20 protein-coding genes are annotated in these 16,352 nt (G+C 52.1%); 12 read left to right on the top strand and 8 right to left on the bottom strand.

Annotated elements, in window-relative coordinates; genetic code table 11:
* Positions 1-108: 108 nt before the first annotated feature.
* From cobO to JWZ98_RS15630, 8 genes are all read left to right on the top strand, one after another.
* A complete protein-coding gene (gene cobO, locus JWZ98_RS15665; RefSeq protein WP_033155417.1) occupies positions 109-645 on the top strand; it encodes a cob(I)yrinic acid a,c-diamide adenosyltransferase in 537 nt (178 codons plus the stop codon).
* 62 nt (positions 646-707) lie between these two features.
* Positions 708-1,115 carry a ketosteroid isomerase-related protein gene (locus JWZ98_RS15660; protein WP_064007374.1) on the top strand — a complete coding sequence of 136 codons (408 nt, stop codon included), beginning with the start codon at positions 708-710 and terminating at the stop codon, positions 1,113-1,115.
* A 105-nt stretch (positions 1,116-1,220) separates the two neighbouring features.
* On the top strand, positions 1,221-1,583 hold the full coding sequence (locus JWZ98_RS15655; RefSeq protein WP_033155415.1) for a hypothetical protein: 363 nt from the start codon (positions 1,221-1,223) through the stop codon (positions 1,581-1,583).
* Between the two features lie 355 nt (positions 1,584-1,938).
* Positions 1,939-2,259, top strand: a complete 321-nt coding sequence (locus tag JWZ98_RS15650; protein WP_051669653.1) for a cold shock domain-containing protein — start codon at positions 1,939-1,941, stop codon at positions 2,257-2,259.
* A gap of 67 nt (positions 2,260-2,326) precedes the next feature.
* A complete protein-coding gene (locus JWZ98_RS15645; protein WP_205450789.1) occupies positions 2,327-2,962 on the top strand; it encodes a DedA family protein in 636 nt (211 codons plus the stop codon).
* A gap of 18 nt (positions 2,963-2,980) precedes the next feature.
* Positions 2,981-4,051, top strand: coding sequence for an AI-2E family transporter (locus JWZ98_RS15640; protein WP_033155782.1), 1,071 nt, complete (start codon positions 2,981-2,983; stop codon positions 4,049-4,051).
* An 8-nt stretch (positions 4,052-4,059) separates the two neighbouring features.
* On the top strand, positions 4,060-4,833 hold the full coding sequence (locus JWZ98_RS15635; protein WP_240348013.1) for a DUF3530 family protein: 774 nt from the start codon (positions 4,060-4,062) through the stop codon (positions 4,831-4,833).
* 24 nt (positions 4,834-4,857) lie between these two features.
* Positions 4,858-5,094 (top strand): TIGR02647 family protein, encoded by a 237-nt coding sequence (locus JWZ98_RS15630; RefSeq protein ID WP_171695983.1) that lies wholly within the window; start codon positions 4,858-4,860, stop codon positions 5,092-5,094.
* 7 nt (positions 5,095-5,101) lie between these two features.
* Here JWZ98_RS15630 and JWZ98_RS15625 read toward each other — a convergent pair whose 3' ends face one another.
* Positions 5,102-5,473, bottom strand: coding sequence for a DUF6164 family protein (locus tag JWZ98_RS15625; protein ID WP_205450787.1), 372 nt, complete (start codon positions 5,471-5,473; stop codon positions 5,102-5,104).
* A 75-nt stretch (positions 5,474-5,548) separates the two neighbouring features.
* On the opposite strand from JWZ98_RS15625, the gene JWZ98_RS15620 reads away from it, so the two are divergent.
* Entirely contained in the window at positions 5,549-7,252 is a 1,704-nt protein-coding gene (locus JWZ98_RS15620) for a fused response regulator/phosphatase (protein ID WP_205450786.1), read from the top strand.
* A gap of 5 nt (positions 7,253-7,257) precedes the next feature.
* On the opposite strand, the gene mutM is transcribed toward JWZ98_RS15620, so the two are convergent.
* From mutM to JWZ98_RS15600, 4 genes are read right to left on the bottom strand one after another with little or no spacing between them, the layout of a single operon-like run.
* A complete protein-coding gene (gene mutM, locus JWZ98_RS15615; protein WP_205450785.1) occupies positions 7,258-8,073 on the bottom strand; it encodes a bifunctional DNA-formamidopyrimidine glycosylase/DNA-(apurinic or apyrimidinic site) lyase in 816 nt (271 codons plus the stop codon).
* A 7-nt stretch (positions 8,074-8,080) separates the two neighbouring features.
* Complete coding sequence (hflD, locus tag JWZ98_RS15610) at positions 8,081-8,704, bottom strand: high frequency lysogenization protein HflD (protein ID WP_171695979.1); 624 nt, start codon at positions 8,702-8,704, stop codon at positions 8,081-8,083.
* A 1-nt stretch (position 8,705) separates the two neighbouring features.
* Positions 8,706-9,143, bottom strand: a complete 438-nt coding sequence (locus tag JWZ98_RS15605) for a rhodanese-like domain-containing protein (protein ID WP_205450784.1) — start codon at positions 9,141-9,143, stop codon at positions 8,706-8,708.
* 28 nt (positions 9,144-9,171) lie between these two features.
* A complete protein-coding gene (locus JWZ98_RS15600; protein WP_205450783.1) occupies positions 9,172-10,377 on the bottom strand; it encodes an HDOD domain-containing protein in 1,206 nt (401 codons plus the stop codon).
* A gap of 120 nt (positions 10,378-10,497) precedes the next feature.
* Here JWZ98_RS15600 and JWZ98_RS15595 point away from each other — a divergent pair, with 120 nt between their 5' ends.
* From JWZ98_RS15595 to JWZ98_RS15585, 3 genes are read left to right on the top strand one after another with little or no spacing between them, the layout of a single operon-like run.
* Positions 10,498-10,707 carry a heavy-metal-associated domain-containing protein gene (locus JWZ98_RS15595; protein WP_192396183.1) on the top strand — a complete coding sequence of 70 codons (210 nt, stop codon included), beginning with the start codon at positions 10,498-10,500 and terminating at the stop codon, positions 10,705-10,707.
* 52 nt (positions 10,708-10,759) lie between these two features.
* On the top strand, positions 10,760-13,009 hold the full coding sequence (locus tag JWZ98_RS15590) for a heavy metal translocating P-type ATPase (RefSeq protein ID WP_205450782.1): 2,250 nt from the start codon (positions 10,760-10,762) through the stop codon (positions 13,007-13,009).
* A 9-nt stretch (positions 13,010-13,018) separates the two neighbouring features.
* Positions 13,019-13,576: a Uma2 family endonuclease gene (locus JWZ98_RS15585; protein ID WP_101055124.1), complete on the top strand. Its 558-nt coding sequence runs from the start codon at positions 13,019-13,021 to the stop codon at positions 13,574-13,576.
* A gap of 44 nt (positions 13,577-13,620) precedes the next feature.
* On the opposite strand, the gene JWZ98_RS15580 is transcribed toward JWZ98_RS15585, so the two are convergent.
* From JWZ98_RS15580 to JWZ98_RS15570, 3 genes are read right to left on the bottom strand one after another with little or no spacing between them, the layout of a single operon-like run.
* Positions 13,621-15,237, bottom strand: a complete 1,617-nt coding sequence (locus tag JWZ98_RS15580; RefSeq protein WP_205450781.1) for a methyl-accepting chemotaxis protein — start codon at positions 15,235-15,237, stop codon at positions 13,621-13,623.
* A gap of 15 nt (positions 15,238-15,252) precedes the next feature.
* On the bottom strand, positions 15,253-15,834 hold the full coding sequence (locus JWZ98_RS15575) for a hypothetical protein (RefSeq protein ID WP_033155404.1): 582 nt from the start codon (positions 15,832-15,834) through the stop codon (positions 15,253-15,255).
* A gap of 11 nt (positions 15,835-15,845) precedes the next feature.
* Complete coding sequence (locus JWZ98_RS15570) at positions 15,846-16,352, bottom strand: cytochrome c3 family protein (protein ID WP_033155403.1); 507 nt, start codon at positions 16,350-16,352, stop codon at positions 15,846-15,848.

The following is a 16,352-nucleotide window of genomic DNA, read 5'->3' as shown; positions in this document are numbered from 1 at the left end:
GGTTGCGGTACGGCATTCCTGCTTCTGTCTCTTAGCAGCTACGAAGTTGTTACAATGCCCGGCCAATTTGAACGAGCGGCTGCTAAATCGGCCAGAGAAGCATAATTAATGAAAACCAGAGATAGAAGGCACGGTGTCGTACTGGTACACACCGGCGAAGGTAAGGGGAAGTCCTCAAGTGCGTTTGGCATGGTATTCCGCGCCGCCGGGTGGGGCATGAAGGTCTGCGTGATTCAATTCATCAAAGGCCAGTGGCAAACCGGCGAGCAACGGGCGGCGACGCGATTCGAAGAAATCGAGTGGCATGCCTTGGGCGATGGTTTTACCTGGGATACCAAGAATCCGGAACAAGATATTAAAACCAGCCGGGAAATTTGGGAGTTTGCCAAACAAAAAATTCTCTCCGAAGAGTTTGATTTGGTAATCCTCGACGAAATCAATTACTGCTGCGGCTATGGTTGGATCAGCGGCCAGGAAATCGCCGATTTCATCAAAAACGATAAACCCACCTGGCTACACTTGGTGATGACCGGCCGCAATGCGGCACCGGAAGTCATCGAAGCAGCCGACACGGTCACCGAGATGACCCGAATCAAACACGCTTTTGCCGCAGGCATCAAAGCCGAGCAGGGCGTGGAATTTTAAGCTGAAAAAAAACCGGGCTTCTGGCAGAATTGCCGGTTTTTAATCCAGGCACCAATACCACTATGCAACAAGCAAAAAAACTTATCGAACAGTACTATCAAGCATTCAACAGCGGCGACATGGATACCTTTCTGAGCTTGTTGACCGACGATGTGGTACATGACATCAACCAGGGCGACCGCGAGCAAGGCAAGGCCGCTTTCGGCGAGTTCATGAAAAAAATGAATCACCACTACAAAGAACAGTTGGTGGATATGGTGATCATGGCTAACGAAGACGGCACCCGCGGCGCAGCGGAGTTTGTGGTATTGGGCGAATATCTGAATACCGACGAAGGTCTGCCGGAAGCCAACGGCCAAACTTATCGTTTGCCGGCCGGCGCGTTTTTCGATATTCGCGACGGTAAAGTCGCGCGCATCACCAACTACTATAATTTAGGCGATTGGATTGCGCAGGTGGATCCGCAGTAAGGCTTTTGTCAGGCGCATTGCCGATACCGGTCGATTGGCATAGAATCCGAAGGGTAACAATTCGGATTCGCCGAAAAAATAACTACAAAACAGAGGAGAGCAACAATGGGTGAAACACAGAAATTGATGATCGCTGTGGTGGGGGTGTTTGTAGCCGGTTTTATCTTGGTGGGTGTCAGCAAGGATCAATCCAACGAGGAAAAAGAGGCCGCTGCGCAAATCCGCACGTTGGTAGCCATGCAGGAAATGGCTAACCAAAAATGTCCGAAATTGATCGAAAACAAAACCGGTACCCAAGTGTATTTCCCGTCCAAAACCGATACCGATAAAACGACCTATGTCACGATGGAATGGGTAGGCGAGAAAGACTCTAACTTCAAAACCGCATCCTGCACCCTGCATTTGGCATTGGGAGGCGTGTCGAAGCTGGTTATCGATGATAAGGTTTTGATTGACAAGAAATTTTAATCAAAGGCGGCGTTTTGCGCGATAGCTGGAAACGTCGCCTTGTCTCCCATTGATCGGTTAGCGGTGAAAGATTTCGTTAGCCGATTTGTCAGTGCTTTTATGAATATCGACGCCGGGTGTGGTCGTCGTCTTCTTCGCAAATTAACCATCCAAACAGAACCGGCAATACCGTCTGCCGTTTGCCAGGCACGTTGGCTGGTAAAACAGCTAACGCATCGTAGTAGCGGATGCCAGGTTTACCGGGAATCGCAAAGTCAGGCGGCGTAATCGATCAAAAGCGCCCAGGCCGGGTTTTATGTTTTCGGGATTTTTCAGACAAAATACACAAAAATAATAATTAACTAGAGGTGAAAAGATGGCGGATACGACCATCCTGAAAGGTGTTTTAAAAACCTGGAAAGACGATAGAGGTTTTGGCTTTATTCAGCCGGATAACGGCGACAAAGATATTTTTGTACATATTTCCTCTTTAAAAGGCATGGCTCGCCGTCCGGTGCGCGGCGATGTGTTGTTTTATGAAGTCGCCCGTGATACGGGCGGTAAATTGAAAGCAGTGAATGCGCGCATCGAAGGCGTGCCTTACGAGCAAAAATCCGGTAAGCCTAAACTGTGGGTATGGTTGCTGGCGGCGGCACTTGCTCTGATAAGCGGGGCAGTAGCGGCTTATTTCTTCTAGCGCGCCGAAAAGCTGTGATCGGTAGCAGATATTATTGACCGAGATTTTTCAACCAAACGAGTAAAACATGGACTGGCTAAACTATTTGACCGACATTCTGCTACACATCGATAAACATTTGGCCAATATCATCAGCGACTACGGTACGCTGACCTATGCCATTTTGTTTTTAGTGATTTTTGTCGAGACCGGTTTTGTAGTGATGCCGTTTTTGCCCGGTGACTCCCTGTTGTTTGCCGCCGGTGCCTTCGTGGCGATGGATGCTTTCAATCTGCCGATATTGCTCGGCGTCTTGGGAGCTGCGGCGGTGCTGGGCGATACCGTCAACTATTGGATAGGTCGCAGCATTGGTCAACGCGCCTATTCGCTCAGTTGGGTAAACCGCGAACATCTTGACCGCGCCCAGGCGTTCTACGATACCTACGGCGGTAAAACTATCGTACTGGCGCGCTTTGTGCCTATCGTGCGAACCTTTGCGCCGTTCGTGGCCGGGATAGGGAAAATGCCTTACAGCACTTTCATTTTGTATAACATTATCGGCGGAGTGGCGTGGGTGTTGATTTGCGTGTTTGCCGGCTATTTCTTCGGCAATATTCCGCTGGTGAAGAAAAACTTTGAGTTAGTGGTGTTAGGCATCGTGCTGATTTCGGTCTTGCCGATAGTCCTGGAAGTTTGGAAAGCCCGTAAACAAGCCAAGCAATAAGGTCGCATGATGGTAGAGATGAACGATTCGCAAAAATGGTTTGTACTGGCCTTTATACTGGCTTTCGGCGGCCTATTGTATGTGTTGGCGCCGGTGCTGATGCCTTTTGCGTTTGCGGCCATTCTCGCTTACCTCGGCGATCCTGTTGTGGATAGGCTGGAAACTTTGCAATTCCGCGGTTGGCGTTTAAATCGGACGCTGGCAGTCATGGTGGTGTTTTCCGGCATCATTTTTTCGATAGCGGCGCTGCTGATCGTCATCATTCCTGCCCTGGAATATCAAATCAGCGAATTCATCGACAAACTGCCGTCTTATTTAAACTGGATAAACAAATCGGTCGTGCCGGTTTTGCAAAAATATCTGGGACGCACGATTAGACCGTTGCGCGAAGATCAATTGATTAATCTGATCAAGAGCCATTGGCAAGACGGCGACGGCGTTGCCGAGAACCTGATTCAATCGGTCTCCCATTCCGGTGCGGTGATCGTTGGTTGGGTGATGAATCTGGTGTTGATTCCGGTGATTACCTTCTATTTACTGCGCGATTGGGACGACTTAGTGGCGCGAATCCACGATTTGTTTCCACGCCGCGTTGCCGGCACTGTCGCCAAACTAGCCGGCGAGGCCGACGTGGTGTTGGGTGCGTTCATGCGCGGCCAGTTTTATGTGATGCTGGCGCTTGGCGTGATTTACAGCGTCGGCTTGTGGTTGGTGGATCTGGAACTGGCCCTGGTGATCGGTATGCTGGCTGGTTTGGTCAGTTTCGTGCCTTATATGGGCGCTATTACCGGTATCGTCTTTGCCTGCATCGCGGCCTTGCTGCAATTTCAGGATGCGATGCATTTATTGCCGGTGTTGATCGTTTTTGCGGTGGGTCAGAGTATGGAAGGCATGCTGTTGACGCCGTGGTTGGTCGGAAACAAAATCGGTTTACATCCGGTAGCAGTGATGTTTGCTGTACTGGCGGGTGGTCAGCTGTTCGGGTTTTTAGGCGTCTTGTTGGCCTTGCCGGTGGCGTCGGTGATTATGGTGCTGTTGCGGCATATCCATGAGCGTTATACCTTTAGCGGTTTTTACAGCAAAGGTTAGTGTTCACTATGCGCAATGCGTCGTTATTTGCGGCATTATTGCTAGTTTCGACATCGGTGTTTGCGACCGATAGCCGCAGAGAGCAGGACTTTGCTGCGGCTATTCAGCAACAATTGTCCATGGGGCAGGCGACTTGGTTGAAATCCGCCGACAAAACCTTTCTGGCGCTCTTCTCGGAAGCCGAAAAGACCGACAACAGCCAGGTGGCAATCGTACTGCACGATATGGGCGAACATCCCGATGCCAAGCCCTTGATTCATCGCTTGCGAACCACGTTACCGATGCATAATTGGGCGACGCTTGCCTTACAAATGCCTATCAGGGAAAGCGGCGCGCAGGCTGAAGACTATTACCCGCTGTTCGAAGAAGCACGTGGACGCATTGATGCGGCTGTGGAGCATCTGCTGAAAAACGGTGCGAAACATATCGCAATTGTCGGCTACGGCATGGGCGCTTTGATGGCCACGTCCAGGCTTGCCGATAAACCCAATGACGTGACGGCGCTGGTATCGATTAGTTTGCCCGTGCCGCAAACCACTGCAACACAGGCGCAAAGCCTCGATTTGATTAAAAAAGTGCAATTGCCTTGTTTGGATGTGTATGCCGAGTTTGATTTACCGGCAGTGCTCGATAGCGCCCGGCAACGGCGTATGGCCGGTAAAGATAATCCGGTGTATCGGCAGATAAAAATGGATGGCGAGGATCACGGCTATCAACAAGATTACGATTTGCTTGTAAAGCGCGTATACAGTTGGCTGACTACGACGGTCAGCGAAGATTAATAATTATTACAAAGGGTGTAACACATGCTTTTAACCGAAGAATTGGTCGCGGAAATCAAATTTTTATCCTTGTTCAATCTGGAGTCCGTACAAGAAGGTGTCAAGGTGCATGGCAATGCCGAGCCGGTATTGATTGCGGCGGCGCAACGTCTGTTCGACAAAGGTTTGGTTACCCAGCATGACGGCGGGTATCTGACCGACCTGGGTATAGAAGTGGCTGAACACGCCCAACGGATGTTGACGATATTGCAGTCTAACTAACGACAATTCAAAGGCCTAGGCCCAGCTCGAACAACCATTTCAAAGAGACGTAAAAAATCAGGACTATGAGCACGCTATAGCCGAGAAATCGGATGGGCTTGTTCAGATTGTGGCGGAAAAAGCCTTGGTATTCGCCTTGCGCCTTCAATTGCCGGTACAGTGCGCGTTGGTTTAGGGCGCGTTCTTGTTGGTATTCGTTGAATAATTGTCTGGCTTTATCGACGTCATCGCGTTGATAAAGCCAGATAGCCGGCATGGAAATGCCCCAGTTGCCTGCTGACGTTTCGTAAAATTCAATATCGTTGTTGGCCAGTAACTGCCGAACATCGTCTGCTTCGTCCGTGGGTACGCCTCTTAGCGAGAAAAATAAAATCGTCATAGCCAGCCGCATGGTGTAAGAAGCGCAAATTATAAATCAATAAGCGTGCATCGAGCGCCGGGCAAACTCTTCAGAATGAATCATCCCAGCCCATTTCCACTGCCTGCTCAGACCTCTGTTGTTTTGCTGGAGGATGCTGGAGCAAACCCAAGTGCAGATAGTTTGCAAGGCGTGCTGCGCGCGCAGGATTTTCGCTGTGCGGTGGCGTCGAGTGCGGAAGAGGTGATGGAGCTGCTGACAAATGCGCCGGTGGATTTACTGATTATTGCCTGTCGAGATTGGCCTTGGCGGCAGGTAGCCGATATGCGCGATGCAGCCGACTCCTACCTGCCTATCATATTGATTGCCGATGATTTAACCGACACGCTGCTGGACCATTGCGCCGCTGTTGAGATCGACGCCGTCATTTGTCGACCGGTCAATCAGCATTTATTGCTGTTAAAAATACGGTCGTCGTTAAAACTGCGCATGTTATATCAGCACGAGCACGCGCAAAAAACGCTGTTGCTCGATTATTGGCAGACTTCCGACCTGGAACATGAAGTCGCGGCCAAACTGTTCAACGACGTGTTAAAAGCCGACTTTCTGGAAACTGAAGCCGTGGAAGTGGTGATGTCGCCGATGGCCTTGTTTAACGGCGATTTGGTGTTGATTGCCAAAACCCCGGAAAATCATTTGCATGTGCTGTTGGGCGATTTTACCGGCCACGGTTTGTCGGCATCGATAGCCGCTACGCCGCTGGCGGACATTTTCTATGGCATGACGCGGAAAGGTTTCGATATTAACGAAATCGTTACCGAAATTAACGCCAAACTGTATCGAGTGTTGCCGGCCAACCGCTTTTTGGCGGCGACGGTGGTGGCGCTGTATCCCGAGTCGTCGTCGATGAAAAGCATTACCTGCGGGCTACCCGAGCATTTTTTAGTTAATCATGCCGACAACAGTTTTTTGGTGATACGCTCTTTGAATATTCCGCTGGGTATTCAGCCTTCGATTGACATCGAAGAGCAACTGCATCGGGTAAGCGAGAATCAGCGTTTATATCTGCTCACGGATGGCATTTTTGAGGCGGAAAATGCTGAAGGTGAGCTTTTCGGCGGGGAACGCATTCTTAATGCTATCCGGCAAAGTAAATCCGACGCCATCAAAAATTTGCAGGCCAGCCTTGAAGCGCACACCGGCGGTGCGATTCAGAAAGATGACAATACCCTGGTTATTTTGAGCTGTGCGGTCGATAGCGTGCCCTGGGGGCGGCGAGAAGTCCGGCTTCCCCGGCAGCGGACCGCCGCGACGACCTGGAAGCAGGTACTGGAATTTGACATCGATAGTTTGCGCCTGATCAATCCGGTGCCGGTCATGGTCAACACCGTCATGGAAATCCAGGGTTTACAGAATTATCGCCAGGATATTTTTATGATAGTCAGTGAATTGTTCGCGAATGCGCTGGACCATGGCGTGCTGGGCTTGGATTCGGCTCTGAAGAGCAGTCCGGAGGGCTTTATGCGCTTTTATGCGATGAAGGACGAACGCTTGCAACAGCTCCAGCGCGGCAAAATCCGCTTATCGTTTATCCATCATGCGACCGAATACGGTGGCCGCTTGATCGTTAAAGTCGTCGATAGCGGCAACGGCTTCGATTGGCGACGGCGCATCGGTTTGCGGAAGAGTGATGAGGCCTATTGCGGCCGCGGCATTATCATGCTGGAGACTTTATGCAGCAGCCTGAGCTACCACGGTTGCGGCAATCGCGTAACCGCCGTTTTCGATTGGCGGCATTAACGGGCTTAGTGTTGGCAATTGCCGCAATAGTAGCTGGCGCGTTGGCCGATTTTGAGTTGCTGAATTGGTTCCTCGCAGCGCAGGCAGGCTTGTCCGCCGCGACCGTACACATTCAGGGATTGCTTAAAATACCCTGGCTTGCCCTCGGCATTGCTAAAGTCGCGCAACGTGGTGCCGCCTTTATCGATGGCTTGTTGCAATACGGTTTTGATCGCCGCCACCAACGCTTCGCACGCCGGCGTATCCAGTTCTCCGGCGCAGCGCATCGGCTGTACGCCTGCTAAGAACAAGGCTTCGCTGGCATAAATATTCCCCACGCCCACCACGACATGGTTGTCCATAATCAATGATTTGATCGGCACCGCGCGGTTTGCCGCCCGCTGCCGCAAATAGTTAGCGTCGAATGCCGCGGAGAGCGGTTCAGGCCCCAGCGTGGCCAGCAAGGGATGCAACATCGGATCTTCGGCAGTCCACAAGGCCGCGCCGAAGCGGCGCTGATCGTTAAAGCGCAGTACCGTATCGTCGGCAAAAATGAAGTCGATGTGGTCGTGCTTGCGCAGCGTTTGCTCGGGTGTGGTGATGCGCAGATTCCCCGACATGCCCAGATGCAGGATCAGCGTGCCGCGCCCCGTACCGAGTAATAAATATTTGCCGCGCCGCTCGACAGCGTCCAGACGCTGGCCCGGCAAATCGATGGTCAGGGACTCGGGAACCGGCCAACGCAACTGCGGGTGACGCACAATCACGGTTTTAAAGGTTTTCCCGGTAATATGCGGCGCAATGCCGCGCCGACTGGTTTCGACCTCGGGTAGTTCCGGCATGTTGGCGTCAGATTTGGGTGAGCAAAAACTGGGCTTCGTCCTGGATTTTTTTGCGGAAGAACAATAACTTCCAACGGCTGCCGCCGCATTGCCGCCACAATAAAGTGGCGCGTATGCCAGCCAACAGTAAGGCGCGTATTTTATTCACAGTACTTTGGTTGCCCAGATATTGCTGATCGCCTTGCACCATGATCCGCGGTTGCAGGGTACTGATGGTGCTGTGATACACATCGGCCAGATTGGCCAGCACATTTTCATGCAGCACGCCGAAATGTTCGGTTTGAGCTTGAGCCTTGCTGACGCCGGCCTGTATGGTTTTTTGCATGTCCGGCTGTTTGTTCAACTGTTTTTGCAAATAGACAATCTGTGCCGCGTATCGGGCCTGTTCCGGACTGGCCAACACTCGGCTGCCGAGCTGGGTCGTGAGCTGTTGTAAGCCGTGTTCGATACCGATCAAGCCGCCGTAGACATCAATCACGCTGTCCGCGTCTATTTTCAGCAAACTGCTGATGCTAGCTTCCAATGCGGCGTTTGGACAAGTGCCGGTGCCGGCAAGCTGATGCACCAAGGAGCAGGCCTGGGCAATGCCGGCCAGCGCGATGGTTTGGTTACTGAGCGTGTTCAGGGACATGTTACTTACAGGCGGTAGTCAAACAATCGGCTTTAACGGGGCGGCCGTCTTTGATCCATGACTGGATACCGTTAGACAAATGATAGACATTTTTCATACCCAGCTGTTCGGTGAGGATTTGGCCGATCTTGCCGCTCCGATTCCCGGAACGGCAAACCAAAATGATCGGTTGGTCGGGCGACGATTTCAGTTTTTCCAAGTTGGCCAGCCATTTTTCCTGGTCGAAGTGGCCGTTGCCGTCAAAGGATTCCAATTTTTGGCTGTTGGCGATGACGCCGGTGGCTTGCCATTCCGGCGCGGTACGCACATCCACGACCAGCGCATTCTGATTTTGCTGCATGTTTATGAGTTGTTCTGCCGTCACCACGCCTAATTCGGTGGCGCAAAGATGGGCCGCGAACAGACAGCCTAGCCAGAATAAAGTCAGTCTCAGTTTCATGATGATGTCGGTAGGTAGGATAAATGGCTCAAGCGGCCAAGAAAGGTAAAATGCGCGTCGCCCACCAGTCTATGCTCTCCAGATAGATATTGGCGATACACTCGGGATTTATGCCGCGGAAGGTGCCAAGGCCAGGTTCCCAGCGCTCGTAGGCGATGCAGAATTGTAACGCTTCGCCAGCGTTGCCGCGATATTTCAAAATGGCATCGTCAACATCTTCCGCCAGCGGCAATTGTTCCAATACTTTGTTCGCCGGCATGTCCAACAGGCTGTCCAAACCCGACAGCATGCCGATTAGAAAATAGTGTTCCTGATCGTCTTTAAGTTCTCGCGCTATTAATTCACACATTTTGGCGCGGATCAGCACGTTTTGCAGCACCGAGGACGGTTTGCCGGACATGGAAGATAAGGCCAGAATATTCACCCAGCGTTTGATCTCGACCAGTCCCAGGCACGCTATGGCATGCTGAATGGATTCGATTTTTTGCGGCAAGCCGAAAAACGCGGAATTTAAATAATGCAGCAATTTAAAACTCATCCCGACGTCTTGCGAGATAATCTTGCCGATTTCCGCAAAACTGGCGTCCGCCTTGTTCACGGCCGACAGTAACTGGAGGGCCGCGGTTTCACTGACACCCAGCCGTTTACCTTCCACAATATTGGGTTTACTGAAGAAAAAGCCTTGAAACAGCTCGCAGCCCCATTCGCGTAGGGTTTCAAACTCCTGATGCGTTTCGACTTTTTCCGCGAGCAATTTGAGTTTATAGGGTTTTAGCTGTTCAATCAGTTGCCGGGTGCCGTCCAGGCCGTCGGCCATCACATCCAGCTTGATAATATCGGCAAACTCCAGCAAGGGCAGCCACTCCGGGGACAAGACGAAGTCGTCCAGCGCGATGGTATAGCCCAGCTGCGATAATTCTTTCAGGTTGGCGACAATGTTGTCATCGATAGTCACGCTTTCCAATACTTCGATGACGATACGCTCTTTGGGCAGATGCAGCGGCGTTTTGTCTAGGATGTTTTGCGTGGTGAAATTAATGAAGGCTTTGTGGGGGCCGACCAGTTCGTTCAGGCCGATTTCCAGCAGCGTATCGGTAATAACTTGATTTGTGGCGTTGGCGGCACCATCTTTCAAACTGAGATCGAAGTCTTTGCCCCTGAATAAAATCTCGTAGGCGAAAGTGTCCAGATGGCGGTCCAGAATTTGCTGTCTGCCAATCAGAAAATCTGTCATTTATTTACGGGCTCCCGATCATTGCACTATCATGCGAATAGGTCGCGCCTTATACCATGTTCAAACAGTTTAAGTCGAGAATGGCCGGCCAGTCTTAATTTCAATCATAAGGAGATCAACATGTCCGAATCAGCAACGTTAACAGTAAGCGGTATGAAATGCGGCGGTTGCGAGAGCAGCATCGTCAGTAAAGTATCGGCGATTGCCGGTGTGGTAACGGTGCAGGCTTCGCATAAAGACAAACGGGTCGAAGTTGAATTTGATCCGGCGCAAACCGACTTGGACGAAATCGAAGACGTTATTGTCGACGCCGGTTTCAAGGTCGAATAAAACCGCATCGCCGTTTGCCTACGGATCAACACGATATTGCTTGGGAATCGTCATGACTTTAGATCAATCGACTAATCAGCAGCAGGAAATACGCCTTTCCATACTCGGCATGCGTTGCGCCGGTTGTGTCAGCGCAGTGGAAACCGCCTTGCAATCGGTGCCGGGGGTTGCGTCCGTCACCGTCAATTTTGCCGACCACTCTGCTACCGTCGGCGGCGATCCCGATCATCAAGCCATGAAGCAGGCCTTAAAATCCGCCGGCTACGATGCGGCGGTGATGGAAGGCTTGGAAGACCCGAGTGAAGAGGAAAAGCAGGAAGAAGAGCGTTATCGCGACCTGCTGCGAAAAGCTGGCGTGGCCGGCGCATTGGGTCTGCCTTTGATGCTGGGCGCACATCTGGACTGGTTTCCGGCCATGGGCAGTGCCGCCGGCACGGTGTTTTGGTCCGAGGTGGCCCTGTTGACGTTGGCGGTGATGTTTTATTCCGGCGGACATTTTTTTCACAGCGCGCTGAAATTGCTGCTCGTTAAGCAAGCCAATATGGACACCCTGATCGCGCTGGGTACCGGTTCGGCGTGGTTGTATTCCTGTATCGTTATCGATTATTCCAGTCAGCTGCCTTCGTTGTCCGCGCACGCTTATTTCGAAGCCTCTGCGGTGATTTTGGCCTTCATCAATCTGGGTAGTGCGCTGGAAACGCGCGCACGGGGCAAAACCTCGGCGGCGATACGCGCATTGATTGGCTTGCAACCCCGTACCGCTCGCGTGGTGCGCGAAGGGCAGGAGATCGATATTCCTATTGAGCAAGTTGGTCTGGGCGAAACCTTACGGGTTAGACCCGGCGAAAAAGTCGCCGTGGACGGGGTGGTGCTGGAAGGCCACTCGACTATCGACGAATCCATGCTCACCGGCGAATCGATGCCGGTTGAGAAAGTCGAAGGTGCCAGTGTCGCCGCCGGCACGATTAATCAGCAAGGCAGTTTTTTATTCAGCGCGACCCGCATCGGCCGTGATACGGCTTTGGCGCAGATTATTCAAAGCGTGCGGCAAGCGCAGAACAGCAAACCGGCGATTGCCAAACTGGCGGACAAGATTTCCGCGGTATTTGTCCCCACCGTGGTGGGCATATCGGTACTGACTTTTTTAATCTGGTTGAGTATTGGCCCAGACCCGGCTCTGGGTTATGCGTTTGTCACATCGATGACGGTGTTGGTAATTGCTTGCCCGTGCGCATTGGGTTTGGCTACGCCGATTTCGGTGATGGTCGCGGTCGGTCGTGCCGCGCAAATCGGTATATTGATCCGCAAAGGCGAAGCCTTGCAAAGCGCCGGCAAGTTGACTTGCCTGATTCTGGATAAGACCGGCACCGTCACTGCCGGTAAGCCCAGTCTGGCTGAAGTGATCGCTTTTGGCGATGTCGACGAAGCCCAGGTGTTGCAGTATGCCGCCAGTCTGGAATCGGGGTCCGAACATCCCTTGGCCGCAGCGATACTGGCGGCTGCCGAACAAAAACAGCTTAAGTTGGAGAAGGTCAGAAAATTTCAGGCCGTGGCCGGGCACGGTATCGCCGGCCGCATCGCGGATCGGCAATGTTTGTTCGGCAATGCCGCGTTGCTAGCGGAACATGGCATCGACGATAGCAAGCATCGCGATAAAATGGCCGAGTTGGCGGCAAAAGGCCAGACACCAATGTTTTTGGCCGTCGAAAATTCGGTGGTTGGCATCGTGTCGGTCGCAGACCCGATTAAACCCGATTCCGCCGCAGCGGTACGGCAATTACGGAAGCAGGGTATCCGCGTGCTGATGGTGACGGGCGACAACGAGATCACCGCGCAAGCGATAGCGGCGCAAGCCGGAATCAGCGAAGTCCGAGCGCAAGTCTTGCCACAAGACAAAGCCGCCGTGGTAAAAGCCTTGCAACAGCAAGGCGAAATTGTCGGCATGGTCGGTGACGGTATCAACGACGCGCCGGCCCTGGCGCAAGCGGATGTCGGTTTTGCGATTGGCACCGGCACCGACGTGGCTATCGAAAGCGCCGACATTGTGTTGCTGCAAGGCTCCTTATTGAAGGTGTCCGAGGCAATGGCGCTGTCGACATTGACGGTTGCCAATATCAAGCAAAACCTGTTGGGTGCATTTTTCTACAACACTATCGGCATTCCGGTCGCGGCCGGTTTGCTGTATCCGTTATTTGGCTTGTTACTCAACCCAATGATTGCCGGCGCGGCCATGGCCATGTCATCGGTCACGGTCGTCAGTAACGCCAATCGTTTGCGCTGGATTAAGCTGGATGTTCAGTAGGGGCGAAGAATGAATAGCGTGCCTAAAGCGTCGGTACAAACCTTCAGTATCGCCGACTATACGGGATGGCCGGACGACGAGCGCTGGGAGTTAATCGACGGCGTTCCTTACAATATGAGTCCCGCACCCAGCATCAAACATCAGACGGTTGCTGGACGTGTTTTTAGCCGGATGGAACAATTTTTAAAAGGTAAGCCCTGCAAGCCTTTCATCGCCCCTGTGGACGTCATTCTCTCCGAGCATGACGTGGTGCAACCGGATTTGTTAGTGGTCTGCAACCCGGAAAAGATCGGCGAAAAAGCCATACACGGGGCGCCGGATTTGGTGGTAGAGGTTTTATCCCCCAGCACGGCGCTGAAGGATATGCGAGAAAAAAAAGCGCTCTACGAGCGTGCCGGCGTGAGGGAATATGTGGTCATCGACCCGTTGGAAAATTATGTTCAGCGTTTTTTTCTGGGCGCAGACGGTCGCTATGCCAATGCCGACGTTTTTGGGGTTGAGGAAGATTTGCCCCTGTTGAGTTTGTCGGAGTTGATTTTGCCCTTGGCGGAGGTTTTTGAGTTGTAAGGCGCTATTGGCTTGCAGGCAAACCGAATAGCGCGCTGGGTGGCTTATAGTTTGAATTGGGAAATCGTGGTGTGTAAATTACCGGCGATTTTTTGCAAATGATGGGCTTCTTGCGCGGTTTGCTCGGCGTCCTTCGAGTTGTTGATGGTGACGTCATTAATCGAATTGATGTTTTGATTAATGTGCTCGACGACGATTTTTTGTTCTTTCACCGCGTCGGAAATATGCGTATTCATCGTGGAAATTTGCGCCACCATGCTTGAGATATTATCCAGCAACTCGCCGGTACTTTCGATGACTTCAACGGTCTCCTTAGCCTGATTTCGGCTTTCCGACATGGCTTTCACCGCTTCCCGCGAGCCTTGCTGCAAGCGCTCTATCATCGCTTGAATTTCATGCGTGGAATCCTGGGTTCGGCTGGCCAGTGTCCGCACCTCGTCCGCCACTACCGCAAAACCACGGCCTTGTTCGCCGGCTCTGGCGGCCTCAATCGCCGCATTGAGCGCCAATAAATTAGTCTGATCGGCGATGCTCTGAATCACATCCAGCACCGAGCTGACATTCACGCAGTTTTGCTCGACATTACCGATTACGGTGCTGGCCCTGTCGATATTGTTAGACAGCGCATGAATCGATTGCACCGTATTGGTCACCACCGCCTTGCCGTGGTTGGCGGCCACGCTGCTTTTCTGCGCCGTTTGCGCGGCGTTAGCCGTGTTGTTGGACACTTCCGTCACTGTCGCGGATAGTTCCGTTACCGTTGCCGCGACCTGATCCGTGCCCATCTGCTGTTTCAAAATATCCTCTTGTACCCGCTCGGACATTTGGCTCAAGCGGTTTGAGGCAGTGTTCAACTGGTTGGATTCCGTCGCCACTTGCCGCATCAGGCTATGTAACACGCTTAAAAATTCGTTGAACTGGGTGACGATAATGCCGACTTCGTCACTGCCTTCGTGCGGAATGCGCCGGGTCAAATCGCCGCCGCCCTGTCTAAGCAGATACAGCGATTTTTGCAGCTCGGTCAATGGCGGCTCTATTTTGAAATAAAGCATGCTCAAACAGACCGTCACAAACAGTAGCAACACGATGGAAAAAGCAATACGCGATAGGCTGTAATCGTGCAAAGACGAACTTAATTGTTGTTTGGCGAGGACAAGCTCCCGATCAAGTTGCTCGGTAATTCTGATTAATTCTTCGGTCAGCGTGGCAGCTGTGTCGTCAAGACCTGAGCCCGGCGCCTTCATGGTTACGGTGCCTGCTTCGGTGCCCAACTTAATGTAATCCCAAGCCATCTTTACGCCGGCATCGTGCATTACTTGAATTTCCCGCTTCAATGTTTCGACTTGCGCGTGCAATGCCGGGTGAGATTGTTCGGCTTTGTCCAGATTTAACAATGCGGCGTCCAGGTTTTCTTTGGCTTCGGCAAAGCCGCCATCATCATGCGTCGCGCCGACGTCGGTCAGAAATTGTTGAATCTGCACGACATGAAAACGCACATGAGACAAATAGTCCGAGGTGTTTTGTTTTTGCGCTGCTGCTTGCAAGTTGTCGTCTATGGACTGAAATGCATGCCACAGCGACAACACAAACAGCAGATTGGCAAATGCCAAAGCGGAAGCAATTAAGATCAGCGAAGATTTGATTGAGATATTTTTAAACATGAGGTTTTTGGGTAATTATTTTTCAAGTTTTTCTAAATCAGTCACCAACGCCGCCATTGCCGCAACGGCATGGTGTTGGGCTTCTGACAGGGCGTCGCCGTTGTTTAAGGCGTACAAACCGATCTGCCGGTTGAGTTCGGCAATTAAGCGTGCGCGATGCTCGCGGCGGTTGCGTAGTTTGGCAACCATATTCGAAAACGACAGCGCCAAATCCTGTAGCTGATCGTTTTCTCGCAAGTGCGTGACGGTATCAAGCTTGCCGTCGCCGACCTCTTGGCAGAGTGTTTCGAAGCGATATAAGGGCCCGGCGATTTTATGCGAGGCGTAAAGAACGGTGCTCACCGCAATGCCGCCGGCAACCAAAATAGCCACCAAGTTGCCGATTAAAATCGATACGCCCAGGCGTTCCGCCGCATTAACGATATTGGCGTGCGCCGACTGGGATTGCGCTTGCAGATCGCCGCCGGTCATCCAATAAATCAGTAGGGCCGAACATAATCCGGCCAGCAATATCAGTGCAAAAGCGCCGAGGATGAAACGGCCTTGAAAATCCCTTTTGATAAAAATTTGGCGACGTTTGGTAACGGTATTGTTCATTTTCAGGAACCTTAGTTGACGTTGTGACAAGTTAAACAGAGCTCGCCGTCGCTGTTGTTACGGCGGAGTAAAAAGCTTTTTTTCAGCCTTTCGGCGTTCATCAGTTTATCCATGAAGCTGTGGCTGGCTTGCGGCCGGTCGCTATCCAGCTTGCCGTGCGTGTAGTGGCAGGTCAGACAGGTAATGTCGTTTTCCTCGTTAAGCGGCAAGTCGGCGGGTACCGGAAAGTCGATATTCAAACCCACTTTGTGGCCTTGGTTCGGATTATGGCACGAGGAGCACATGGCCACGCCGTCCTTGCTAAAGGTGGTTTGATCGGCTGATATATTTTTGCTGTGTAAAATGCCGTCCTCTTTGATTTCCGGCGTCGTCGTATGGCAATTACTACACCCGGCTTGCGGCGATTGCTTGGAAATGAGGTGCGGATTGTCGTCGGCGGTATGCGCGCCACTGACGAACAACAGCAAAAGTGCGCCGGTGCCGCCGGCCAATAAGCATTTGTATAGGAGCTTGTTCAT

The sequence above is a fragment of the Methylomonas sp. EFPC1 genome (assembly GCF_016925515.1).
Taxonomy (GTDB): Bacteria; Pseudomonadota; Gammaproteobacteria; order Methylococcales; family Methylomonadaceae; genus Methylomonas; species Methylomonas defluvii.
This window is presented reverse-complemented; position numbering and strand designations above follow the sequence as displayed.